This is a genomic window from Psychrobacter sp., from assembly GCF_041554015.1.
Taxonomy (GTDB): domain Bacteria; phylum Pseudomonadota; class Gammaproteobacteria; order Pseudomonadales; family Moraxellaceae; genus Psychrobacter.
In genome coordinates this window covers 1-25,577 of record NZ_JBFFMS010000032.1, presented here as the reverse complement: position 1 = coordinate 25,577, position 25,577 = coordinate 1, and the positions used below count along the sequence as shown (strand labels likewise).

At 42.5% G+C, this 25,577-nt stretch carries 19 protein-coding genes; 12 read left to right on the top strand and 7 right to left on the bottom strand.

Annotated features, from left to right (window positions below; all coding sequences use genetic code 11):
* Nucleotides 1–13 precede the first annotated feature (13 nt).
* Nucleotides 14–601 (bottom strand): GspH/FimT family protein, encoded by a 588-nt coding sequence (locus tag ABYU67_RS09010; protein WP_372844670.1) that lies wholly within the window; start codon nt 599–601, stop codon nt 14–16.
* Between the two features lie 569 nt (nt 602–1,170).
* Between ABYU67_RS09010 and ABYU67_RS09005 the strand changes: the two genes are divergently transcribed.
* The 3 genes from ABYU67_RS09005 (at nt 1,171) to mscL (ending at nt 5,244) form a co-directional block, all read left to right on the top strand.
* Nucleotides 1,171–2,349 (top strand): OmpA family protein, encoded by a 1,179-nt coding sequence (locus ABYU67_RS09005; protein ID WP_372844669.1) that lies wholly within the window; start codon nt 1,171–1,173, stop codon nt 2,347–2,349.
* A 351-nt stretch (nt 2,350–2,700) separates the two neighbouring features.
* Nucleotides 2,701–4,551, top strand: a complete 1,851-nt coding sequence (gene typA / locus ABYU67_RS09000; protein WP_372844668.1) for a translational GTPase TypA — start codon at nt 2,701–2,703, stop codon at nt 4,549–4,551.
* A gap of 255 nt (nt 4,552–4,806) precedes the next feature.
* Nucleotides 4,807–5,244, top strand: a complete 438-nt coding sequence (mscL, locus tag ABYU67_RS08995; RefSeq protein ID WP_372844667.1) for a large conductance mechanosensitive channel protein MscL — start codon at nt 4,807–4,809, stop codon at nt 5,242–5,244.
* A 119-nt stretch (nt 5,245–5,363) separates the two neighbouring features.
* Here mscL and ABYU67_RS08990 read toward each other — a convergent pair whose 3' ends face one another.
* The 6 genes from ABYU67_RS08990 to cysM form a co-directional block, all read right to left on the bottom strand.
* A complete protein-coding gene (locus ABYU67_RS08990; protein WP_372844666.1) occupies nt 5,364–5,804 on the bottom strand; it encodes a hypothetical protein in 441 nt (146 codons plus the stop codon).
* A 292-nt stretch (nt 5,805–6,096) separates the two neighbouring features.
* Nucleotides 6,097–7,026, bottom strand: coding sequence for a bifunctional DNA-formamidopyrimidine glycosylase/DNA-(apurinic or apyrimidinic site) lyase (gene mutM, locus ABYU67_RS08985; protein WP_372844665.1), 930 nt, complete (start codon nt 7,024–7,026; stop codon nt 6,097–6,099).
* Nucleotides 7,027–7,065: 39 nt separating this feature from the next.
* Nucleotides 7,066–9,606 (bottom strand): bifunctional (p)ppGpp synthetase/guanosine-3',5'-bis(diphosphate) 3'-pyrophosphohydrolase, encoded by a 2,541-nt coding sequence (locus ABYU67_RS08980; protein ID WP_372844664.1) that lies wholly within the window; start codon nt 9,604–9,606, stop codon nt 7,066–7,068.
* A gap of 364 nt (nt 9,607–9,970) precedes the next feature.
* Nucleotides 9,971–11,512 (bottom strand): 23S rRNA (uracil(1939)-C(5))-methyltransferase RlmD, encoded by a 1,542-nt coding sequence (gene rlmD, locus ABYU67_RS08975; RefSeq protein ID WP_372844663.1) that lies wholly within the window; start codon nt 11,510–11,512, stop codon nt 9,971–9,973.
* Nucleotides 11,513–11,682: 170 nt separating this feature from the next.
* The gene (locus ABYU67_RS08970) at nt 11,683–12,498 is read right to left on the bottom strand and encodes a 3'-5' exonuclease (protein ID WP_372844662.1); all 816 of its coding nucleotides are present in this window, start codon (nt 12,496–12,498) and stop codon (nt 11,683–11,685) included.
* 71 nt (nt 12,499–12,569) lie between these two features.
* Entirely contained in the window at nt 12,570–13,550 is a 981-nt protein-coding gene (gene cysM / locus ABYU67_RS08965) for a cysteine synthase CysM (RefSeq protein ID WP_372844661.1), read from the bottom strand.
* A 412-nt stretch (nt 13,551–13,962) separates the two neighbouring features.
* On the opposite strand from cysM, the gene ABYU67_RS08960 reads away from it, so the two are divergent.
* From ABYU67_RS08960 to rpsB, 9 genes are all read left to right on the top strand, one after another.
* Nucleotides 13,963–17,475: an ATP-binding protein gene (locus ABYU67_RS08960; RefSeq protein WP_372844660.1), complete on the top strand. Its 3,513-nt coding sequence runs from the start codon at nt 13,963–13,965 to the stop codon at nt 17,473–17,475.
* 126 nt (nt 17,476–17,601) lie between these two features.
* Nucleotides 17,602–18,414 (top strand): crotonase/enoyl-CoA hydratase family protein, encoded by an 813-nt coding sequence (locus tag ABYU67_RS08955; RefSeq protein ID WP_372844659.1) that lies wholly within the window; start codon nt 17,602–17,604, stop codon nt 18,412–18,414.
* 205 nt (nt 18,415–18,619) lie between these two features.
* A complete protein-coding gene (locus tag ABYU67_RS08950; protein ID WP_372844658.1) occupies nt 18,620–19,879 on the top strand; it encodes a multidrug effflux MFS transporter in 1,260 nt (419 codons plus the stop codon).
* Nucleotides 19,880–20,249: 370 nt separating this feature from the next.
* Nucleotides 20,250–21,119, top strand: a complete 870-nt coding sequence (locus ABYU67_RS08945) for a transporter substrate-binding domain-containing protein (protein ID WP_372844657.1) — start codon at nt 20,250–20,252, stop codon at nt 21,117–21,119.
* 12 nt (nt 21,120–21,131) lie between these two features.
* On the top strand, nt 21,132–23,333 hold the full coding sequence (locus ABYU67_RS08940) for an ATP-binding protein (protein WP_372844656.1): 2,202 nt from the start codon (nt 21,132–21,134) through the stop codon (nt 23,331–23,333).
* Nucleotides 23,334–23,353: 20 nt separating this feature from the next.
* Entirely contained in the window at nt 23,354–23,716 is a 363-nt protein-coding gene (locus ABYU67_RS08935) for a response regulator (RefSeq protein ID WP_011512755.1), read from the top strand.
* Between the two features lie 46 nt (nt 23,717–23,762).
* Complete coding sequence (locus ABYU67_RS08930) at nt 23,763–24,212, top strand: chemotaxis protein CheX (RefSeq protein WP_372844655.1); 450 nt, start codon at nt 23,763–23,765, stop codon at nt 24,210–24,212.
* A 41-nt stretch (nt 24,213–24,253) separates the two neighbouring features.
* Nucleotides 24,254–24,703, top strand: coding sequence for a chemotaxis protein CheX (locus tag ABYU67_RS08925; protein ID WP_372844654.1), 450 nt, complete (start codon nt 24,254–24,256; stop codon nt 24,701–24,703).
* Nucleotides 24,704–25,053: 350 nt separating this feature from the next.
* Nucleotides 25,054–25,577 (top strand): 30S ribosomal protein S2 (rpsB, locus tag ABYU67_RS08920; RefSeq protein WP_372844653.1); only part of this gene is annotated, 524 nt, incomplete at its 3' end.

The following is a 25,577-nucleotide window of genomic DNA, read 5'->3' as shown; positions in this document are numbered from 1 at the left end:
TACTGCTATTTTATTAAGTGCCGCATCCGGTCGGATAGCTTTCATTAGGTTTATAGGTAATACCACCTGTCTGATTAAAAGAGATTTGATACATGGTATGATTGTAAGTTGAAGTCGGACAGTATTTGATATGCCCGAAATGACCACGTGGACTACCGCTATCACCCCAAAACTTGGTGTAATGACGATTGTTGCCAACACGTAGATATACGGTACTGTATTTGAGGTTTAGCGCTTGCTCTTCTAATAAATCATCAGTACCAGCATCAAAATTGTTATTATTATTTTTATCTGAGAATAGTAATAATTTTTTGAAGCTGTCTCTATGGCAAAGACCACCACCATTAGATAAGCAAACCAGTATGTCTTGTCTTCTAATAAGGCTCTCAGCTTTTGCCAACGTTAAGCTGGTATCTATTTGGCTGGCAATACGCCTAGCTTCCATACTTGCCAGTTGAGTCAAAATATGGGGTGTGGCTATCATTATTATTATCGCTAAGATAGCAATGGTTATGATTAACTCTACTAGATTAAATCCATACTCATCATGACCCCTAAAATCTTTTGAGCATATTATAATTGCTATATGGAATATGGCCATAATGGACTGCTACCTATATGAAAGGGATAGCTGAAATGATTTTAAATGTGCCCTGTGTTCTTCAATTTATGACTGGTGTGAGCTTTTTTTTCTAAAAGTTGCATTAATAATATAGAAGATGAGATAGAAAGCTGATAAATGGAATAAGTGAAATATTGTTTGCTTCTATTGTCATAAATATAAACTAAATATATGTCCACTGTCAAAGAATGTTTCAATTCGTGAATAGAGGCTTTTATCAATAGAGAAAATTAACTACTTGTATTAAAATAAGTTGCAACAATAGGTAAGAATCGTTTCATCATCTATTGCGACCTAACATGCAAAAGATAAAGAGTGTAAAGTGTGTTAGCTGTCAGTAAGTTAAGCGGGCTAATGTGTTTTAGTTATGACATTATCGTGTAATAATGTGTAGCTGGTTTACGAAAAAAGTTGTAAACTGAATTGATAATCGCTAAGCTACGTCTTAATTGGTTTTGCTTTGTAATTTTAAGTTCGTAAGTGATGTTAGTTTTTGAGCAAGAGTTTTGCTTAATGCACTACTAAAATTATCCTTTGGAGGAAGTTTCATGAAATTAAATAAAATCGCTTTGGCTTTGTTTGCCATCACAGCAGCCCCACTAGCAGCTAACGCTGGCGTAACTATCAGCCCATTATTGCTTGGTTATCACTATAGCGAAGGTGCTGATGAAGAGCAGCTTTCAACTATGGGTACATCTACTGGTGATAGCTTTTATAAAGAAAATGGTCTCTATACTGGTGCAGCACTAGGTGTTGAATTGACTCCTTCTACTCAGTTCCAAGTTGAGTATGGTGTATCAAATACTGATGCTGTAAACCGTGCCGGTACTGTAACTAACGATGCTGAACAAGAAATGATTTCTGGTAACTTCTTGATCGGTACTGAAGAATTTACTGGTTATACTGATAACGCATTAAAGCCATATGTATTGGTCGGTGCTGGTCGTTCTAAGATTGAAGTTGAAGATGCATCAGGTGCTTTTGTAACTGGTTCTAAAGATACTATCGGTAACCTAGGTTTAGGTGCTATGTATCGTATTAACGATGCTTTAAGCCTACGTGGTGAAGCTCGTGCGATTCATAACTTTGATGAAAACTGGTGGGAAGGCATGGCTTTAGCCGGTCTAGAAGTCGTACTAGGTGGTCACTTAGCGCCAGCAGTAGCAGTTCCACCTATGGTAGAGCCTAACGTAGTAACACCACCAATCGTTGTTGTTGAATCTGATCTTGATTCTGATGGTGATGGCGTACCTGATAGCATCGATGCATGCCCAGGCACTCCAATGAACGTGGTGGTAGATGAGCGCGGTTGCCCAGTACCAGTAGATATTACTGATGAGCTAAAAATGGAGCTACGTGTATTCTTTGATAACGACAAATCAGCTATCAAAAACCAATACAAACCAGAAATCGCTAAAGTAGCAGAGAAGATGCGCGAGTATCCTAACTCTACAGCACGCGTAGAAGGTCATGCTTCTAAAACCGGTCCTTCAGCACGTTATAACCAACGTCTATCTGAAGCTCGTGCGGTTGCTGTGAAGTCTATGTTGACTAACGAATTTGGTATTGCTCCAAACCGTCTATCAACTGTTGGTTATGGTTATGACCAACCTATCGCTGACAACAACACTGAAGAAGGTCGTGCTATGAACCGTCGTGTTTATGCCATCATCACTGGTGACAAAACAATGACTGTCGAACAAACTAAAGATATGGTTGTTCAGTAAGTAATAGCTACTAATTATGTCATAAACTAATTAGTTACAAAAAAAGCCACCCAATGGGTGGCTTTTTTTATTTATGTATCGAGAAAAGCAAGTTATTACATAAATTTATGACTCAATAATGTTATACTAACGACCCAAACACTTTGTAGATTGACAAAGTGTACATCAGCATAGCTATCTGTACGATGGATTTATCACCATAAGTCTTTGTTTTACCTCTATTAGTTATCTAGCTTTACTCATTGTACGGTCATTTAATATAGGGTAATCCTACTTATCTGGTTAATAACAAAAGTTTATCCAGCGGTGCTTCCTGCTACTGCATTTTTTAAGACGAAACGAGCATTTTATATGGCGAACGATATCAAACACCTGCGTAACATTGCAATTATTGCCCACGTTGATCACGGTAAAACAACTTTGGTTGATAAGCTATTACATCAGTCTGGTACTTTTGGCGACCGTGCAAACATTGCTGAGCGTGCAATGGATTCAGGTGATATTGAGCAAGAACGTGGTATTACTATTTTGGCGAAAAATACTGCCATTCGTTGGACAGACAACACTGATGGTACTGAATACCGTATCAACATCGTAGACACCCCTGGTCACGCCGATTTTGGCGGTGAAGTTGAACGTGTTATGTCTATGGTTGACTGCGTACTACTAGTCGTTGATGCTGTTGACGGTCCAATGCCTCAGACCCGTTTCGTGACTCAAAAAGCGTTCGAGCAAGGTCTAAAGCCTATCGTTGTTATCAACAAAATCGACCGTCCGGGCTCACGTCCTGATTGGGTTATGGATCAAATCTTTGATTTGTTTGATAATCTTGGGGCGACTGATGAGCAGTTAGATTTCCCAGTCGTTTATGCGTCAGCATTAAATGGTATTGCGGGTCTAGAAGCTGATAACTTAGCTGATGATATGACGCCACTTTTCAAAACGATTGTCGATGTGGTTCAGCCTCCTCAAGTGGATGCTGATGCGCCGTTCCGTATGCAAATCTCAAGCCTTGATTACAACAGCTTCGTTGGTGTTATCGGTATCGGTCGTATCCAGCGCGGTAAAGTAAAAACCAATACACAAGTAACTATCATTGATAAAAATGGCAATACTCGTAATGGCCGTATTTTGAAAATCATGGGCTATCATGGTCTTGATCGTATTGATGTTGAAGATGCCCAAGCTGGTGACATCGTTTGTATTACTGGTATTGATGCGCTTAATATCTCAGATACGATTTGTGATCCAAGCGCTGTTGAAGCCTTGCCAGCATTGACGGTTGATGAACCTACTGTTTCAATGAACTTTCAGGTAAATAACTCACCGTTTGCTGGCCGTGAAGGTAAGTTTGTGACCTCACGTAATATTCGTGAGCGTCTTGAGCGTGAGTTGATTCATAACGTTGCCCTACGCGTAGAAGATACTGAGTCTCCTGATAAATTTAAAGTATCAGGCCGTGGTGAGCTGCATCTGTCTGTACTTATCGAAAACATGCGCCGTGAAGGTTTTGAAATGGGCGTTTCAGGCCCAGAAGTTATCGTCAAAGAAGTAGATGGTAAATTACAAGAGCCGTATGAAAACGTTGTTTTTGATATCGAAGATGAGCATCAAGGCCCTATTATGGAACAAGTCGGCTTGCGTAAAGGCGAGATGACCAATATGGAGCTTGATGGTAAAGGTCGTATGCGTATCGAAGCGACAATGCCTGCCCGTGGTCTGATCGGTTTCCGCTCTGAGTTCTTAACCCTGACTTCAGGTACCGGTATCATGACGTCAAGCTTCTCACATTATGGTCCACAGAAAGTTGGTGAGGTTGGTGCTCGCTCTAATGGCGTCTTGGTTTCTATGGCAAAAGGTGTTTGCTTAGGTTTTGCTCTATTTAACCTACAAAAACGCGGTAAATTATTTGCTGAGCCACAGCTTGAAGTTTACGAAGGTATGATCATCGGTCTTAACTCACGTAATGATGATATGGCGGTTAACCCAACGACTGGTAAACAGTTAACCAACGTTCGTGCGAGTGGTACTGATGAAGCATTGACGTTGACTCCAGCGGTTAAGTTTACGCTTGAGCAAGCACTTGAATTCATTCAAGATGATGAATTGGTAGAAGTAACGCCAAAAGCGATACGTATTCGTAAACGCTACTTGACTGAAAGTGAGCGTAAGCGTCACGGTCGTAGTAAAAAAGGTGCTTAATATTGAACGATAAATAGTGGTTATCCATTATTTGGTTCTATATTAAAAACATCTAATGAGCAGCATAGAATAGTGGTATAACCATTATTTTATGCTGCTTTTTTTTGTGTTGCATTTTCTGGAGAATAAAAGGACAATAGTTGAATATCACTTATTAAAAAAACCAATAATGTTACGGTTGTTCTTAAAGTCCTAAGTTGGATTCATCATTTGTACGTTATCTTATGATCAATAAGATTTTTGAGGAGATAAATCATGAGTATGGTATCTGAATTTAAAGAATTTGCTTTAAAGGGTAATGTGATGGATCTGGCGGTCGGTGTGATCATCGGTGGCGCATTCGCTACGATCACAACGTCTTTGGTGGAGGATGTGATCATGCCCATCGTTGCTTTTATTGCTGGCGGCGAAATTAACTTTAAGAATATGTTTTTGATATTGGGCGATGCGCCAGAAGGGGTGGCACGAACCTACGATGCCCTCAAAGCAGCTGGCGTTCCGGTCTTGGCTTATGGCAGTTTTATTACCGTATTGATTAATTTCTTAATTTTGGCATTTATTATTTTTATGATGGTGAAAATGGTCAATAGATTGCGCCGCGCAGATGAAGTGGTGGAAGAGGTTGCTAAACCTTCTGAAGAAGTACAGCTACTACGTGAAATCAGTGCTAAGCTTGGTAATCTCAATAAGTAAGAGTGCTTTTATTGAGACCGTCGAATAAAGAGTAATTAAAAAAGGCTAACATTATGTTAGCCTTTTTTAATCGTTTTTTATAGGGACTATAGCAATCTTAACAATCTGAGTATATATATTTATGGTTTAACAACCACATAATCATTGGTATTGATGATGATCTCGGATGGCTGATCGACCACAATACGGACGACATTATTATCCACGACCTGCGATTTATAATAGTTGTCTTCAGCAACCGTGCAGCCTAAACAACGACTCATAGCATTCCATGGTTCGACGAAGAGTTTTTGCTGTGCTTGATCGGCATTACCACCGATGAGGGAAAAGGGTAGGCTTACAATATAAGCGGCGGTTCCCGCTACAGCAGCGACTAATTGTAAGGGTTTGCCAACAACAGTATCTACAGCCATCGTCTCATAAGAGGGACCGAAATCTGTTTCATCAATCTCTATCGCTGCCAAAGTAGGTTGTATACTTGCAAAAGCTAAGCTGGCACTTATCAATACAGTTGATAGCTTATACTTTGCAGTGCTTTTGATGTTAGCTTGAGCCGTCATAATGATATCCTAAAACTCATAAGTAGTATGATAGATAGCTGCTATTATCTCTCCACATAAATAGAGATATCGCGGCAACGAAAAATGGCATATATATTACAGGTAAATAAATGGTTTACACTATTTATGTAAGTATAGACACTATTAAAGCAATATGTGCAGTAATAAGCAACAAAAATGCGCAGCCTATCAGAATATGCTTATTATTCGCTTCTATTTAATAATAGATAATTAAAGAGAGATGGACTGGTCTACCAATGTGTATACATATACAAAAATTAATAGGTGAAATCTAAAACGCATTTATAGGCTGACAAACAGGGCAGTACACACTGGCACGGCCATTGAGCTTGATATTCTCCAAAACAGTATCACAATGCAGACAAGTTTCACCTTGTCTGCCATAGACATTCAAGGTCTGTTGGAAATAACCGGTTTGACCAGCAGCAACCGTAAAGTCACGTAATGTTGAACCACCAAGTTTGATCGCCTTTTGTAAAATTGTTTTTATATGGGAAACCAAAGTTGCTATTTGTTCATGTGAGACAAGATTAGCAGGCGTGGCAGGATGAATGCCTGAAAGATATAAGCTCTCAGTGGCATAAATATTACCAACCCCGACCACCGCTTGCTGCTCCATAATGACGGACTTAATAGCCCGTTTGATAGGTTGCTTTTTAAGCGATTTACTACTCTGATTCTGAATGGATGGTTCGCTACGTTGGATCAGATGATATAAATAGTCTGCTGTGAACGCATCTGATAAGGGCTCAGGTCCCAAATGGTTTAAGAGTTTGTCCCCGTAATCCTCAAGCCATAAGATAGAGCCGAAACGTCTGGGGTCATAATAATGTAGCTGAGTTTGAGTATCGTCAGCCGTGATAAAACTCATAATCAAGTGGTCATGTTTGCGCTTATCGCTAGTATGATGATGTTGTTGCAAGCTACCTGACATACCAAGATGAATCAGAAGTTGTCTTGGCTGTAAATTACTAGGTTGAAGATAGGATGAAATGCCATCAGCCGCTAGCGGTATAAAATTTAGAATTAAATACTTTGCCCGTCGCTCAACGCTGTCCAATGTATAGTCAACCAAATCTTCTAAATTATCGGGCATCGACCAACGCAGCTTTGGTTGAAAGACTGTTACGCTGGTGACCTTTTGACCTAATAAGGGCGTCAGACTGGCTTTTGTCGTTTCTACTTCTGGTAACTCAGGCATGGTGTTTTATAATATCTCTATTAAGTATTAAATGTATAATCAGGCAACAGCGCGGCGAGCGTGCAAAATACCATGCTGCTGTTCAAGCTTGGCAAGTAACTTGGATAAATGTGCCAGCCCCGACACTTCAATATGAAACTTTAAAAAGGCAATATTATCGTCATTGCTCAGTGTTTGAACTTGGCGAATATTGACGTTTTCTTTATCAATGATTTGGGTCAAATCGCGCAATAACCCGCGTCTATCATAAGCTTCTACATGAATATCAACGGGCTGATAGCGGCCTGATTTAATTTTCCAAGCGGCCTTAATTTCGCGTTCAGGATCACGCTCGATCAAACGCAGATATTCAGGGCAACCACGATTGTGCACGCTAACACCACGCGATAAAGTAATATAACCGGCAATAGGTTCGCCATGCACAGGGTGACAGCACCCTGCTAACCCAACTTCGATATTATCTAGGCCATCTATTTGAATTTTATAAGCATCAAGCTTGCCTGAATCTTTTTTATCAATAATAGGGGTAAAATCTTCTTCGGAGCTTTCGGGTTCTAGGTGTAGCTGACGAGAGATATGACTGGTCAGCTGATTAAGACCAATTTCACCCGTCACCAAACCAACCACGATATCATCAGTATTGTTTACATGAAAATGCTGAATATAGTCGTTTAAATCAATGCTATTGGGATGTACGGATAAGCGCTCAAGCTCTTTACTGAGCATCTGACGACCAATTTCAATATTCTTATCGCGGTCTTGTTTATTAAACCATTGACGCAGCTTTGAGCGGGCACGATTGGTATGAATATAGCCCAGTGAAGCCACCAGCCAATCACGATTGGGCTCTCGTGAGGACTTGGTAATAATCTCAACTTGCTCGCCGGTTTTGAGCTGATAGGTTAGCGGCACATAACGCTGATTGACCCGCGCAGCTTGGGCACGGTTACCGACTTGCGTATGAACATAATAGGCAAAATCGAGCACCGTCGCGCCTTTTGGTAGCTCAGTGATATCACCATCACGACTAAAAATATATATACGTTCAAGCTCGTCAAAATCAACCAATTGTTCTTCGTCATCATATTCAACTTCTTCTAACTCATCAGCGGTTGATAAAGAGGCGCGCGGCTGATTGTTGATAGAGAGTAGTTGACGTAGAGAACTGATTCTTTGATTAAGGTAATTGTCCTTTTTATTTTTGAGCCCTTCTTTATAATTGACATGGGCACACATACCAAGCTCTGCTTCAAAATGCATCTCTTGAGTACGTATCTGTACCTCAAGCGATTTGTTTTCGGCGATAACCGCGGTATGGAGTGAGCGATAACCGTTAGACTTTGGGTTGGTAATATAATCATCAAATTGCTCAGGAATATAGCGCCACAAACCATGTACCAGTCCCAGTACGTGATAACAGTCTGAAGGGGAATTCACCAAAATGCGTAGTGCGCGGATATCGTAAAGCTGATCAAAAGACAAACCTTTGAGTTTCATTTTTCGATAAATAGAATAAATGTGCTTGACGCGCCCTGATACCTCGCCTTCAATACCAGCTTCTGCCAAAGACCTATTAAGCTTATCTTGCACACGCTGAATATAGGATTCACGCTCACTACGCTTTTCTGATAGTAGCTTTGCAATCTCTTTATAACGATCAGGGGCAAGGTAGCGAAAAGCTAAGTCTTCAAGCTCCCACTTAAGCTGGGCAATACCCAAACGATGTGCCAATGGCGCATAAATAGTCATGACCTCACGCGCCACACGATGCTGCCGGTCTTCATCAGAAAAAGTCAGCTCACGCATGGCAAAAGTACGTTCAGCAAGCTTAATCAGTACCACGCGTACATCATTGGTGACCGAAATAAGCATGCTATAAATATTTGATAGCTGGTCACGTTGATTGTTAACGAAATGATCTTCTAAGCGCTTATTATTTTCGATAATCTCAGACAACTGTCCCATCGCCAAAGTATCTTTGACCAAGGTTGTGATATCGGCGCCAAAGTTTTTGTCGATTTCGCTGAGGCTAATGATTGACTTGCGCGCACTGCGGTAGAGCATGGCGGCGACGAGTGCATCTTCATCTTGGTAAAGATAGGTTAAGATATCAGTCATGCCAATACCGGTTACATAAGCGCCTGAACGCTCTGACTCACTGGTATTCATATGTTTACGAATAAATTCACAGGCAGCGCTAAGGTTGGGGACTGACTCTTGCCCAATACGCTTGGCAACATTGTCAAGCCAAGTCGGCACATCAATATTGATTTGATCTAAATCGATGGCCTCAAGCTCTTGTTGTGAGAACTTCCCTGATTCATCAAGGATTTTATCCCTCAGGTAGTCGTTTTCAAGATTTGGGTCATGACTGTAATAAGCGTAATTGACAGAGCGATCAAAGGTGGTATGCAGCTTATGAGTAGCAAGCTGATACTTGATATCTAGTGGGATTTGAGCATAGCTGTTGGCAGACTGATGCGAGCGTTGACTCGCAACCAGCTGCGCTGCCAAAGTTGCGCTGTCGGCTTGCGTGGTTTGTCCATCTACCAGCGGTAATCCTTCACGAATTTTTACCATTGCCCACTCCTCTTAGCTATGTTGATTTGATGATAACGCCATCTACAATGCTAGAGCTAGACATGAGCTTGCTATCAATAAATGGTCAGTTATAAATCAATACAGCCGCTAAAAAATCCATTTTTTAGCAGCTATAACATCAATTATAGGGATCTTGCATAGAATTATGAGCGCTTAGACTCACTATATTTTATAAACAACAAAAACAGTGACTATTATTATCGCATGTTGCGATGACAAATCAAGCAAGCCTCTGTAATGATAGCGTTAGCTACAGGTGCGAATAATGCTACCATTGTTGATTTATAGCGACTAACGTCTCTAAAAATCATAGCTTAATGTCATGCTTTATCCCACATACGGTTTAGGCAGCTATTTTTTCAAAGCGCGCGATTGACTCAACATGACCGGTATGGCAAAACATATCCATCACGCCAGCATGTGTCAAACGATAGCCTTGTTCGAGCAATGCTTTGGTATCACGCGCAAGCGTAGCAGGGTTGCAAGACACATAGACAATCCGCTCAGCGTTAAACTTAGGCAGATATTGCATAATCTCCCACGCCCCAGAACGCGGTGGATCAATAAGCAGCGCGTCAAACCCTTGGTTTGCCCACGGTTTATCCGTGCAGTCATGCGTCAGATCTTGACTATAAAATTCAGTGTTAGTAATACCATTACGGCGTGCATTGTCAGCGGCGCGTGCGGTCATGGCTTCACTGCCTTCGACACCAACAACTGCGCCAGTTTCGCCAACCAAACGCGCAAGTGGTAAGCTAAAGTTGCCCAAACCGCTAAATAAGTCTAGAACGCGTTCGCCAGCTTTTAAATCAAGCAAATCACAGGCGAGCTTGGTCATTTGACGGTTGACCGACAAATTGACTTGGGTAAAATCGGTCGGTATAAATTCAAACGTCAAATCATACTCTGGCAACTGATAATATAGGCGTCCAAATTGCTCGCTCAAATCATCTGCTTCAGTTAAAGCAATACGCTGAATGCTGTCAGCGCCCTTAGACTGTAGGTACAGCTGCCAATTACGCGCCGCAAAAAACACCTTAAGCTTATCGATATCGCCATTTGACAACGGTTCAAGATTACGTACGATCAGTGCGACTGGCTGATCGCCATCAGGTAGCTCTGGTAAATGCTCGCCCATTGCCAATTCAAGCTGAGCAATTTTGTCACGGCTCTCTAACGTACTGATCAGGGTTTTTAAATTTTCAATCTCAAAGCCAATACGCGGATCTAAGATATGACACTCATTTAACTCGGCTAAGAAATTACTTGAGCGCTCGCGAAAACCAACTAAGGCTGTTTCTTTTTTGGCAACATAACGCACACCCAGTCGCGCTTTGGTACGATAACCAAGGCGATCACCAACTACTGGCTCAAGCCAGTTATCAGGTGCGACATTGGCTTGATGCACCAGCATCTCAGCAAGGACAGATTGCTTAAAGTTAATTTGGCTATCTGGCTGCCAATGCTGTAGATTGCAGCCACCGCAAACACCAAAATGCGGGCAGGGTGGTACCACGCGCTCAGGATTTGGATTGGCCGTGATGCTCACGGCATCGCCTTCTTCAAAGCTGGTACGGCTATTGGTAATCTTGACCAACGCGCTTTCACCCGGCAGCGCAAAGCTGACAAAGATTTTTTTGCCATGCTTGTCTGTGATATGACCGTCAGTTTCACCAAAGCCATTGCCGTATACTGCAACGCCGCGCCCATCATGCGACAAACCATCGATAGTAAAGGGCAGTGGCTCAGCATCTTTTAGACGTCGACGCGTCTTTGATGAGGGCTTAGATTTTTTCTTACTAGGCGGAATCGTAATCGTTTGCGTCTCATTTGCCTGTTCGGTCGTATCTGCGTTGGTAAGCGTCTTTGAATCGGTGGGTTGCATAAACCTGCCTATAAAATGAAGGTGTTAAAAATAATAGCAATTTTAACATATAAAACGACTAATAAAGCGACTAAGGTATTAGGCGCTCACAAAGTAAAAAAGCGGTGATTATAAAATTATAATCACCGCTTAACCGTATCTCTTATCAATATAACAACCGGCTAAAATGGCTAGTTGATAAGCCAGTCATCTAAAAATGCCTGATGACGTGGCGTGCCATCTACTTGAGTAAATTTGGTCAAATACTCACGGCTTTGCTGCTGCCAAATGGCAAAGTCTGGTAAAGACAGCTGACCTGTCAAGCGTAGCCAGCGCAGATATACCAGCCAAGTATTCATCACATCAGACTCGCAATATATTAACAGCGTTTGCCAGTCATTATTGCTGACAAGCTCGCCGACCATACTGCCATCGACATCTGTCTTGCCGGGCAAGCCATATAGACTGGCAACGACATCCATCGCCTCACGGCGACTGGCGCCGTATTGGCTAAATCTGTCCATCAGGTCAGTATGGCGGGTATGGAAGCGATTGACATAGTTGTCAAAACGCATGTTTTTGATACGCTCGCTTTCTTCAAACAACCAAGGCGCTGCCAAATCATATTGCATGGCACGATAAATAAGCACAGGAATATCAAAGCCTGAGCCGTTCCAACTGATCAGTTTAGGCAGTTTGGCCACATCATTAAAGGCGCGAAAAAACTTGGTAAGTATCTGCTCTTCGCTAAATTTATCTGCAGTAAGCGAAAATAACGAAAATGTGCCATCCTTGATATATAGTGCAGAAATACAGACAATGCGCTGCAATGGCAGGCGCATAAAATCATGCCCAGCTTCTTGTATGCGAATGGCAGTCAACGCACTGAGGGTATCAGCATCATTGAGTTTGGCTAGTTGCGGATAGATACGGCGGGCAGCCTCGACATCTGCTACTGTCTCGATATCAAAGACCAAAATAGGGTCAGAGGAAAAAGCTTGTGACATGAGATTCTCCACCTAGTTGTGGGCTGATAAAGCCATAGTAAACATAGTAAATGTGTTATACAAAGTTTACCTTAATTTGCATTATCTAAGCTGTCATCAGCCCCGTTATCAACGCTATCATCAATATTATATAATCCGGTCGATAAATAACGATCCCCGCGATCACAGACGATAAAGGCAATGACGGCATTAGGATTGGTCTTAGCAACTTGTGTGGCGGCCCATGCCGCAGCGCCAGATGAGACGCCCGCAAATATGCCTTCGGTTTTGGCAAGCTTACGCATATAAACTTCAGCGACGCGCTGATCGATATCCATAATCTCATCGACCAATTCGGCATCAAAAATCCCTGGCATATAAGCGGCAGGCCAGCGGCGGATACCAGCGATAGCTGCGTCTTCATCAGGCTGTAACCCAATAATTTGGATGGCGGGGTTTTGTTCTTTTAAATACTGTGCCACACCCGTGATGGTACCAGTGGTACCCATAGAGCTGATAAAATGGGTGATTTTACCGTTTGTTTGCGCCCATAGCTCAGGACCAGTAGTCAGATAGTGCGCCTGTTTATTATCAGGGTTGTTAAACTGGTCTAAGACAATGCCTTTTCCTTCTGCTTGCATCTGTAATGCCATATCGCGCGCAGCTTCTATCCCTTCTTCTACCTCAATCAAGGTTGCGCCGTAAGCCGCCATGGCGTCTTTACGCTCCTGCGTTGAGTTACTTGGCATAAACAAGGTAATCGGATAGCCGCGCATCGCCGCCACCATCGCTAATGCAATACCCGTATTGCCACTGGTTGCCTCAATCAGCATATCACCCGGCTTGATATCACCGCGCAGCTCCGCTTGATAAATCATATTAAAGGCAGGACGGTCTTTGACAGAGCCAGCAGGGTTATTGCCTTCAAGCTTGGCAAGCACTATCGCACCATTGGCAATCTGCTCCTGCTCAGGTAAGCGCTGCAATTTGACCAAAGGCGTTTGACCAACGCAATCAGCAAGGTCAGTAATCTGAGTAATAAAGTTGGCGTTTGACTGAGCCGTAGCGGACATAAAGTATCCTTAATGGTATCGGTTTTAAGTTGTTTAGCGAGATTATAATATGCTGTCTGCAACACCATGCGTTTATGCGTTAAAGGTGACAATCGCGTTTTGATAATGGAATAATCTGATGGTATGGAGGCGTTAACTCATCACGTACCAATAAATGCGTTAACAATAATAAGGGAATACAGCGCGGCTGTCAGGTGTTTATTGTGGCAAATAAAAATGAGCGCGATTATAACATCTTGTTTTTGACCGCGCTTAGCGCAGAGAGCGTTATCAACGATTGTCTAACAGCCCTTGACATAATACTGTTAAGATAATCGCAAGCGATATAGTCATGGATAGATGATATATAAGCAATCAGTAACAGCATTGTAAAATATCGGCTGTAAAAACAGTAGTGGAGAGGGTACTCAGCATGGCTCACAAAAAACGTTTTGATACCAGTAGCGCCTATGGTCAGCTGGTGATATTGGTATTCTTACCCATCTGCTTACTCGCAGCCGTGGGCGGTATTTTGGTATTTTATGAAACCATGCGCGCCAGTAATTCAGAGCAAGCGGTATTGGCTGAGGCGGTACTTATTCGCTACTCGCCAACGATTGCGGAGATAGTCCCAGAGCTGTTAGCGCAAAATGATGCCAAGGGCTCAACAGCAAAAAACGATAATGCGACCTCTACAGACACTGCCTCAAAGGCGGCAATAGCGACGCTAGAGGATATTCAAGACAAACTTGGGCGTATGCGCGCAGAGCAACATGTCCAGCGTATCGCTATTGTCAATCAGAGCAACGAGGTCCTTGCGACAGTTGGCTATGGAACGGACGAGGTGTGGCCTGCTATTGATCCAACAGAGCGTTTTTTGGCACAAAAACCAACGCCCATCGGTACGGCTTACGGTAGCATATTGGGTGAGTTCGACGATCAAACGCTGTGGCTATTAGTCGATATGGATAGCGAGCCGCTATATATCGCCCGTTATCGTATTGCGATGGCATTGGTGATCACCGGTTTGTTCACGCTATTGATTCTCCTATTAAGTCTTAATATCTACTCAAAACGCTGGATTGCACCGATTTATGAGCTGCGGCTGCAACTACAGCGTACGCATGTCGATAACCTTTATCAGCCGATCCCTGTTGAGTCAGATGGTGAGCTGAACTTATTACAACAAGATTTGGTAAGAACATTACGCCGTTTATATGTCAGCTTTCAAGAGCTAAAAGAACATGCAGAGCAGACCGAAGATGATTTGCGTCTGGCTTTTGATGAGATGGAAATGCAGAACATCTCTATTCGTAATGCGCGTGATGCCGCAATTTCAACCAGCCAAGCCAAATCAGCATTTTTAGCCAATATCAGCCATGAGCTGCGTACACCGCTCAATAGTATTGATGGTTTTATCAATTTGCTCGCGCGTCACGGTGAGCTCAATCCTGAACAAGACCTGTATGTACAAACCATCCGCAAATCATCCGCGCACTTATTGGCATTGGTTAATGATGTGCTTGATTTCTCTAAGATTGAAGCAGGCAAATTGGTACTGGACCGCCATGAGTTTGATCTTTATGACACCATCTATGATGTGGTCGACATGCTGTCGCCGGTATCGGCAGAAAAAGGTCTGCGCATGGCGGTACTCTTCTATAATGATGTACCGATGCGTATCAATGGCGATGCGCTGCGCCTCAAGCAAGTATTGACCAATATTGTTGGTAATGCGATTAAATTTACTGATAGCGGTGACGTGGTGGTGCGTGTCAGCTTAGATGATTATCAAGACAATTATTTGATGATTAGCGTGCAAGACAGTGGTAAAGGTATCTCGCTCTCTGATCAAAAGATGCTGTTTCAAAGCTTTAGTCAGGGAGATCCATCTATCACGCGCCAATATGGTGGCACAGGATTGGGTCTGGTCATCTCTAAACAGTTGACGCGGCTGATGGGCGGCGATATTGGTTTTTATGACAATATGCAAGAGAATATCTCAAATCAGGGTGCAACGTTTTGGTTTCGTATGCCAGCGCATGTCGATGTGATAGAGGCTGCGACCAGGCAAACTATTGAGCTGCCCGTATTAGCGCCCTTAGCAAGTGCAACCGATGAGTTCAATGTCCTTATTTGGATTAACCATACTGCTTCTATACAAGTATTAAAAGCCAGCTTGCAATATTTGCCGATTAAGTTGACCCAAGCCAACTCATTACCAGGTTTGCTTGAATCGTTAAAAGAGCGCGGTAACTATTGGGACTGGGTTATCGTTGATGATGATACCCAAGACGATATGATGGCGCTACTGAAGCAAATTCGCCTACATTATCAAGGCAAGCTTGCAGTCTTTGGTTATCAAGTTGCTGCTGATCAAGCACTACTCAATCGTTACCATGCCAATATCTTGTATGAGCCTTTAGATAAAAGGCAATTATATGCCATGCTTGATACACAAAAGCGTAGCGAACCTACTGGTATCGTAGAACCGCGCTGGAAGGGTATTACCGTGTTGGCAGTTGACGATCATCTACCAAATTTGCTGGTACTTGATGCACTGCTAAGTGAGCTTGGCATTCAGGTTATTACCGCCAGTAATGGCTTTGATGCGATAGAGCTGATCAGTAAGCAACAAGCGAAAAAGATCAAGCATACCAAAACTGAAAAACAAAGCCTGTCGAAAAAAACGCAAATCTCAAAAGCGGTCACACGCGATGAGATCAGCAAATCAGCGGTCGGCACGCTACCTAGCGAAGACGTAACCACAGAAGACAAGAGTAACGTCCAACCCAAAGACAGAATCGATCTTATTTTTATGGATATTCAAATGCCACGTATGTCAGGGCATGAAGCAGCGCGTCAAATCCGTAAGATTGAAGCAGCAGACAGTCATATTCCTATCATTGCACTGACGGCTCATGGGCTGGCGGACGAGCGCGATAAATTAGTCGCAAGTGGCATCAATGATTATGTTGGTAAGCCTATCAGCCAGCCGCAGCTACTACAAGTATTACAAAAATGGCTTGGGCGTAGCGCCTCATCCTCACCGTTAACAGCAGAAAATGCTGAGCATCCACAAGGTCTTGGTATCGCAGGTGACTTACAAGGCGTAGAGTCAAAAACCATAGACGCCCAAAGTACCAATGTGCAAAATGCGGATATATCACATACGCCACCGCAAACTTCCGTATTTGCTCCTAACAGCGCTGCGCCGCCTACTTATCAGATGATTCGAAGTGAGCAGGTCAAAAGCCATACACCAGCCAAGATGAGCCATGAGAAAAGAGTTAAACGACCTTTATCACTGAAAAAAATCCGTGATGACTATCTACGAAGCAGTCAACCGCGTGAAGACTATCGGCGTGAAAACCTGCGTGATACGCAGCCTCGTTATGAAAACCTTCGTTTTCAAGAACAAGGGCAAGCAGCATTTGGCACGCAGTCGATTCAAACATCTGACCATAAAGACGAATTATCAGGCAATCCGCCATATTTGCAAAATGACAGTCACTTGAACGCTTCTGTATTTAATACCTTAGATATCCTAGATTGGCAAGATGCCTTGACGCGCTCAGCCAATAAGCCAGATCTTGCTGCCAAGCTTATCATCATGATGATCGATACCGTTAATGATGAAAAACAAGCACTGATGCAAGCATGGGAGGACTACGATCGCAGTATGCTTGCACAAATCGCGCACCGGATATTGGGCGGCAGTCGTTATACAGGTGTGCCACAACTGCGCCAAGCCAGCCAAGATTTAGAAGATAAGTGTTTATTAAATATCCAGCATACTACCCCTGCGCAGTTTGCGATGTTAGAGCCTTATTATGAGGCTTTATTGACCGCTTTAAACAATTTGCAGACGCTTGATTTGTCCGCTTATCCACAGCTTAATTATCATCGTTTGAGTGAAAATGATATGACTTGGAAAATGATTTAAGACGCAGTCTGATGGCCGTAAAGGCGAACGATATCGTGGCAGTCAGTTATTAATAAGGTAGGGGCTAGACAAGGCTGTTAATATCAGTCTATATACCCCCTATGATGTTAGTTATTAAGGATGATTATGCATACTCTTGCCACTTATCAGTATGAAGTATTACAAGTTAGTGTGACCGATGCTATCTTAACCGTGACCATCAATCGACCAGAGAAAAAAAACGCCATGAGCTTTAAAGTGGTCGAAGAATTGATTGCGGTAGCAGGTCGCATCAGTAAAGATAAAACCATCCGTGCGGTGATTTTAAATGGTGCTGAAGGCACCTTTTGCGCGGGTATCGATTTGGGCGACTTAAATCACCCCAAAAACCAAGCTTTTGCGCTATGGGAGCTGATCAAACCTTGGCAAAGCTCATTTCAGCGCGTGTGCTTGGTATGGCGAGATGTCCCCGTGCCTGTCATTGCCGTGCTTGAAGGCTATTGTATTGGCGCGGGCTTACAGCTGGCGTTGGCATGTGATATTCGTATCAGCCATCCTGATTGTCAATTGGCTATTATGGAAGCCAAATGGGGACTGGTACCTGACATGGGCTTGACACAATCTGGGTATGGGGTGGTACGCGCTGATATCTTAAAGGAGCTTGCAATGACAGCTCGTATTATTGATGCGGCAGAAGGAAAAGAGCTAGGATTGGTCAGTCATTGTAGTGAGACGCCGCTTGAGCAAGCACAGCAACTTGCCGCTGAATTTGCTGAACGCTCACCTGATGCTGTGCTGGCAAGTAAACGTGTGATCAACGCCATGTTTGAGCAATCTGCAACGACTTTATATATAGAAAAAGTCTGGCAGTTAAAGATGATGTTTGGGCGCAATCGTAAACTGGCACTTAGAAAAGCCAAGCAAGCCAGTACCGTATTTGGCAAGCGTCAGTTCCGTTAATGCCATTTAGATGGCTTGGTGTTTAGCTAACTTCAAGCTATTTCAAATCAAGCATTGTTTTATTGGTTAAATTTTGTTTTATTAATGTGATGCTTCTATTGAAATATAGGCAGACAGTGCGATATAAGACTGTCTGCTTGCGTAGCGGTTTATCAAAAAATTCAATAAAAATAAAATAACAATCACTAGATCAAATGGTTTAACTATGTCTGCTCCAAAATCTTCCCTTCCTAATAAACCGATAGTTGCTGAGCGCGTGCGCTCTGCCGATTTGCCTGTTGCATGGATTATGATGCTGGGTCTTATCGTTGCGGTAGGACCTTTATCTATTGATATGTATCTGCCAGCGTTACCATCGATGGCGGATGATTTTGGTGTCTCGACAGCCTTTATGGCAAACTCTGTGCCTGCTTATTTTGTCGGCTTAGTATTTGGGCAGTTATTTTATGGGCCATTTAGTGATCGCGTTGGTCGGGTTAAGCCTCTATATATCGGCATGGTTTTATATGTAATTGCTTCTGTTATTTGTGCCACCACCAATAATGAGTATGTATTGTTCGTCGGTCGTACCTTGCAAGCCCTTGGTGCCTGCGTGGGCGCCGTCGTGACCCGTGCGGCGATTCGTGATCGTCTAACCGCCAAACAAACCGCCAAAGCATTTTCTATTATGATATTGGTGATGGGTTTAGCGCCTATATTAGCGCCATCACTTGGTGCAGTCTTTTTACAGTTTTTTAGTTGGCACTCTATCTTCTGGTTCTTAGCTGCTTTTGGTACGCTAAACTTATTACTCACTAAGTTTTTCTTTTTTGAAACGCTAAGCGAAGAAAACCGTAATATCCGTCCTGCCAAAGAAGTGCTGAGTCAGTACTGGGACTTACTCAAAGACCCGACGTTTAATTATCCAGCCATCGGCGGTGGGTTATTAATGGGCGCAATGTTTGTCTATATCAGTTCAGCCTCTGAGCTGATTATGGATACTTATGGCATGTCAGCGACGCATTTTGGTTGGTTATTTGGGATGAATGCCGCAGGCTTTGTGGCCCTAACGCAGCTGAACCAATGGTTGACCAATCGCTTTCGTATTTTGAGTATATTGCGCTTTGGCGCGATGATGCAGGTTATCTCGGCGGGGGCGCTGTTTGGGATAGGGCTGATCTTTGGTACGGATGCGTGGTTACCATTGGTTTTAATCTGTATTTTCTTTTGTATTGCCGGTTTAGGATTGACGCAGCCAAACGCATCGGCAATTGCGCTTGCTTTTCAAAAGCGCCGCGCCGGTATGGCAAGCGCCTTACAAGGCTCACTGATGTTTTCAGTCGGTATCTTTGGGGGATTATTATTAAACTTATTTCCTGTCAATCCGGTGCTTAAGGTTGGTATTGCAATGTTTGCACTGATGAGCCTTGGTTGTTATTTGATTTGGCAGATAGATCGCAACCTGAATTTGGATAATGCGGAGTGATTAACCGATAAACGCTATGTATTAGTAAAGCTATGTATCAGTAAAAAAGCATTCAGTACGTATTCATCGTCTGAATGCTTTTTTTATCCTTTTTTTACCACTATTAATACTATCTATATTTGGTGCAAGCCTTCACACACTTGGTTTTATCTATAAAAATATTAAACCCACGCAATAGGTTGTATATACTTTCATTATTATATATAAACAATTGTTTTTTATATTAAAACAAAGTGATTGCAATGGCTGAGTTGCTCAATTATTATCTAAGGTAATTTTCTGTAATGAAGTGTTTTTATTACCTGCTCAAACTTACAGGATTGTTTTTATAACTGATTTTTTGAATAAAATTGAGGCTTAAGGATAAGAGATGAAGCAATTATATCGAGCATTACCGTTTGTATTGAGTGTTGGCTTATTTGGGTGTGGGAATAGTACTCAAGACAATGCGAATGCAGCTGGTGCAACAGTAACGGAAAATAAAGACAATTTTGTCAGTAAGTTGCCTGATACCGCCCCAACATTGAAGGTGGCAATGACGGGCGATTTACCGCCTTTCTCATTTCAAGACGATTATGGCAACATGCAAGGTACTGATGTTGATTCGATTAGAGCAATTGGGGAAGAGCAAGGTTTTAAAGTTGAGTTTTATAAAGAATCTTGGCAAGACATGTTCGATAGTGTGGAGTCAGGAAAGCGTGATTTAGCTATTTCTGGTATCTCTTATAAAGATGATCGTGCAGTAAGATATGGGTTATCAACACCTTACTTTTTCAATCCGGCTACGATTATGTACTTGGAAGGGAAGTTTGATATTAAAGGTTTGAACGATATTAAAGGTCTAAAAGCAGGTACTTTAGAGGGCTCTAAAGAAGAAGATACTCTAAAGGAGATGGGTAGTTCGGTTGAATTGGTTTCAAGACCTACTGCATTTTTGGCTTATCAGGACTTGGTGCAAGGTAATACTGATGTGTTCTTATATGATATGCCAGTGCTGCAGTATATTATAAAAGGCTATCCAGAACATAAAGTTAAGATTGTACCTTATGAGGCAGCAGACGCGCCTTCAGCACAGCAGGTGGTCTTAATGGCAAAGGAAAACACCAAGCTGATCAAGAGTGTAAACGAAGGTATTACCAAGCTAAAAGCAAAAGGTACATTTAAAAAGATTGAAGAGAAGTGGCTGGGTGCGGCTGAACCTGTGAATAAAACTACTTCAACTAATCAACAAGCGAGCTAAGGGACTATAAAGATGGCAACCACACATAATGTCGATAATAAGCGCTATCGCAGTCTGATTATTTCGATTGCACTATTTTTATCTTTGATTGGCGCCTTGCTGGCGTTTACTTTTTATACCTCAAGCTTGCTTGAAAGAAATACGGTTTTAATTGATAAAACCAACCAAGTTGCTAACAGTGCCCAAGCGGTTATTAAAGATTTGTTTGACTTGGACAGCAGTTACGGTGAAGACACCAATTCACCGCATATACAACGAGTATTAGAGCGCTTAGAGCAAAATACAGCACTTATTACCAGCTCTATTACTGCCATTGAACAAGGTGGTGAAATCACCGATATCGATGGCAAAAGCTATGAATTACCGAAAATCAATAACAACTCTCAAGCTAAAGTCGCTGCCGCAAATGAGCAGTGGTTACTTTTAGAGCCTAAGATTCAGACTTACCTCAAAGACGCTGACAACATCATGGTCGATTCATCTGATGAATTGATTCAAGCGGTTGAACAAGCAAAAACCTCAAGTTTGCTGATTAATGATTCATTAGATCAGCTTACCGATGAGGTGTTTATTAACGCTGAGCGCCAAGCAAGCACTATTCGTCTCATTCAGGTATTGGGTGTTGCTGCTATTTTTGCATACTTCCTAATTTTCGTTTTCTTCTTTGTACGTCGCCTACGTGATACCGATGCTGAGGCATTAGCTGCTCGCCGTGAAACACAAGAAATTATGGAAACGGTGAATACTGGTCTATTCCTGTTAGACAAAGATTTGAATATTGGTCAGCAGCATTCGCGCGCGTTAAACGGCATCATTGGTGAAGATAGATTGGCAGGCGAAAACTTTGCCGATGTCCTACGAGGTCGTATCTCAGACAAAGATTTGCGAACCACCCGCCAATTTATCGAACAGCTATATAATCCGCGTGTTAAAGAAAAACTGGTTGATTCTTTAAATCCATTGCACAAAGTCATGCTACACAATACTTCTGGCGAAGAGAATACCACCAGTCGCTTCTTAGACTTTAAATTCTCACGTGTCTATGAAGATAAAGACATTGCCCGTATTTTGGTCAACGTTAATGACGTCTCAGATGCCGTTTATCTAGAGCAGCGCCTAGAAAAAGAGCGCTCGCAAAATGATATGCAGATTGAGATGTTGACCACCATCCTAAACGTCAATCCAAAAATTATTAATGAATTTATTAATAATACCAAAGCTCATATCGATAAGATGAACAATATCTTAAAAAATCCTGGTAGCTCGCAATTTGAGCTTGAAGGCAAATTAAAAGCGATTTATCGCGAAATGCACAGCTTAAAAGGTGAGGCATCTGCCCTTAAATTGCATAGCTTTACCAAAATCGCATCAGATGCTGAAGATAAGCTTGATGCACTACAAAATCAAGGCAAGCTCTCAGGCAATAACTTCTTACCGCTCGCTGTGCATTTAGATGACTTACTCAGCCTGTCGAATACCATTGAAACGCTAGGTGAACGTATCAATCAAGCAGCGCCAACAGCCAACAGTAGTGCAAAACCTGTAGAGCCAGTCAAGACTGCGCCACAACCAAGTGTTGCTCAAGCTCAAGTAGCAGACGGTGTTACCACTAACATAAATATCGATGGCGGTAATGAGATCGATTTGAGTGATGAAGCAGATGACGAGCATCTGTCTTATTATCAGGATTTTGCCAAAGACATCGCTGTTAGACAAGGCAAGAGAATACAGCTAAATGGTCATAATTTGGCGCACGTCAATATCCCTGAACGCCTCAAACAACCGATCAAAGAGATCAGTATTCAGCTGCTACGTAATGCAGTGGTTCATGGTATCGAGTCACCTGAAGCGCGTCAGTCAGCGGGCAAGTCTGCCATCGGTAGCATCGACTTAGAGATGCAGCGTGACAGTCAAAACTTAATCATTGCACTGCAAGATGACGGTCAAGGGATTGACTATGAAGGCATTCGTCATAAGCTGATTGCTGATGGTCGCTTTACGCAGGAAGAGGCGAGTCAGATGACTCATGGTGATCTGCTTAAAACCTTGTTTGCGTCTGGTTTCTCGACCAAAGAGCATGCCGATGAAGATGGTGGTCGCGGTGTGGGCTTAGACGTCATCAAGGCTTTGGTCAAAGAGCACAACGGTAAGCTGAATGTAAATACTGAGCTTGGAAAAATGACCCGTTTTGTCATTACCTTGCCTGCTGCATAATTAAGGACACTAAAAAATCTATGTATAAATTAATGATCGTCGATGATTCAAACATCATTCGAAACCGTATTCAGCGTGCTTATGACTCAGGGCAGTTTATGTTGGTTGCTACGGCAACCAGCGGGGTTCAAGCGCTTGAGAAGTTTAATATCCATCGTCCTGATGTGGTCACCATGGATTTGACCATGCCGCAAATGGACGGGCTTGAATGTATTGAAAAAATCATTGCTATTGACCCTGACGTTCGTATCTTGGTTGTCTCAGCCTTGTCTGACAAATCGACTGGTATTGAAGCGTTGTCATTGGGCGCAAGCGGTTTCTTGTGTAAGCCTTTTTCAGAAGAAGAGCTGGTAGAGTCTTTATATGAGCTGGTACAAGACTGATATTGACCAACTATTTTAATAAATACCTTATTAAAGAACACACATTATGAAAGAGCAAAATTTACAGATTTTTGTGAGTATCATTACCAACTACTTTACGCAGTTTGGTAATGATGAGCTGGTGGTTGATACGCCATATTTGTTAGAAAACCAGCAGCCAAAAGTCCATGATTATACCGGCGTTATCGGTATATCAGGGGTGCAAAAAGGGGTGGTTTATTTTACGGCGACTACGGCATTATTGAGCAGTATTCTAGACAATATGGGCGAGATGGATAAAAGTGAGGACAATCTGGTCGATTTAGCAGGCGAGGTTGCCAATACGGTTTCGGGTAATGCCCGTCACGAATTTGGTCCAGAATTTCATATCTCTGTTCCCTTTGTTTTTAAAGGCTCACCGCAAAGTATCATTTTGCCTAAAAGTGGCCGTTCTTTTATCATCCCAGTAAGTTGGCGCAGTCAAATCGGAGAGATTGTGGTTTGCTTGCAAGATTAAATACACAGCCCCGTGATGATAACTATGGACGATAAACAATTATGGTTAATGTAGAAAAACTAGGCGTTTTTTTAAGTTCAATCAATGCATTTTTTGCCCAGATTGATGGTGAGGCAGTGGTGATTGATACGCCGTATTTAAACAGTAATAAGCATGCAGTTGGTTATGATTATAGCGGCATGATTAAAATATCAGGACCGCTTGAAGGCTGCGTCTATGTCAGCGCCCCAAGCACGATGCTGCGCGAGGTCATCAAAGTAATGGGCGAGCCTGACTCCTCTATAACGATGATGAAAGACTTGCTGGGTGAGATGGCAAATACCGTCTCTGGTAACGCCCGTACTGAGTTTGGCGCCGATTTTATTATCTCACCGCCCAAAATCATTGAGGGGATACCCAGCATTCCTTATCTGCCAAAAGACCGCCAAAGCTATATCACGCCGTTTACCTGGCGAGGCTACAAAGCGGTCATCGGTATCAGTATCGCTTAAGCTTATATAAATTTAAAAAAAACGACGCTCAGACGTCGTTTTTTTATGCGTTATCATCGACTTAAAGCCTATAATAGCGCTAGCAGTCACTAAGCGTTATATGATAAAATACACCCCAGTTATTTTTAACCTATAGTATTCTGTAGCGTCAAATCTTAGCTTAGAGTTTTAAAACAACCCATCAACCAATGACACACACATCATGGCAAAAAATTGCTGGGTGTTTGGCGACTTGATTAATTTGCTGCACAGTTAGGTGCTTTATTTCATCTAACTCCTAGCAAATGCGTGTCGCTAGATAGGCAGTTTTTGTGATGTGGAGGCATAACCCAACCAACAGGACAGTAAACATGGCTACAAAGAATCCAACCAAAATCGAGATGCGCGACCTATTACAAGCCGGCGCTCACTTTGGTCACCAAACACGTTTTTGGAATCCAAAAATGGGTCCATATATTTTTGGTGCCCGTAACAAGATTCACATCATTAACCTTGAGCACACGGTAAAAGCATTTAACGAAGCATTGACTTACGTTAACGGCTTAGCGGCTAAGAAAAACAAAGTATTATTTGTTGGTACTAAGCGCGCAGCTAGCGGCGTTATCGCTGAGCAAGCAGCACGTGCTGGCATGCCATACGTTGACCATCGCTGGTTAGGTGGTATGCTGACCAACTGGAAAACACTACGCCAGTCAATCAACCGTCTAAAAGAGCTAGAAAAACAAGCAGAAGACGGTACTTTCGCTAAGCTTACTAAGCGTGAAGCGTTAGAGCGTACTCGCGATATGGAAAAACTTGAGCGTTCACTAGGCGGTATTAAAGACATGGGCGGCCTACCTGACGCAATCTTCGTTGTAGACGTAGATCATGAAGC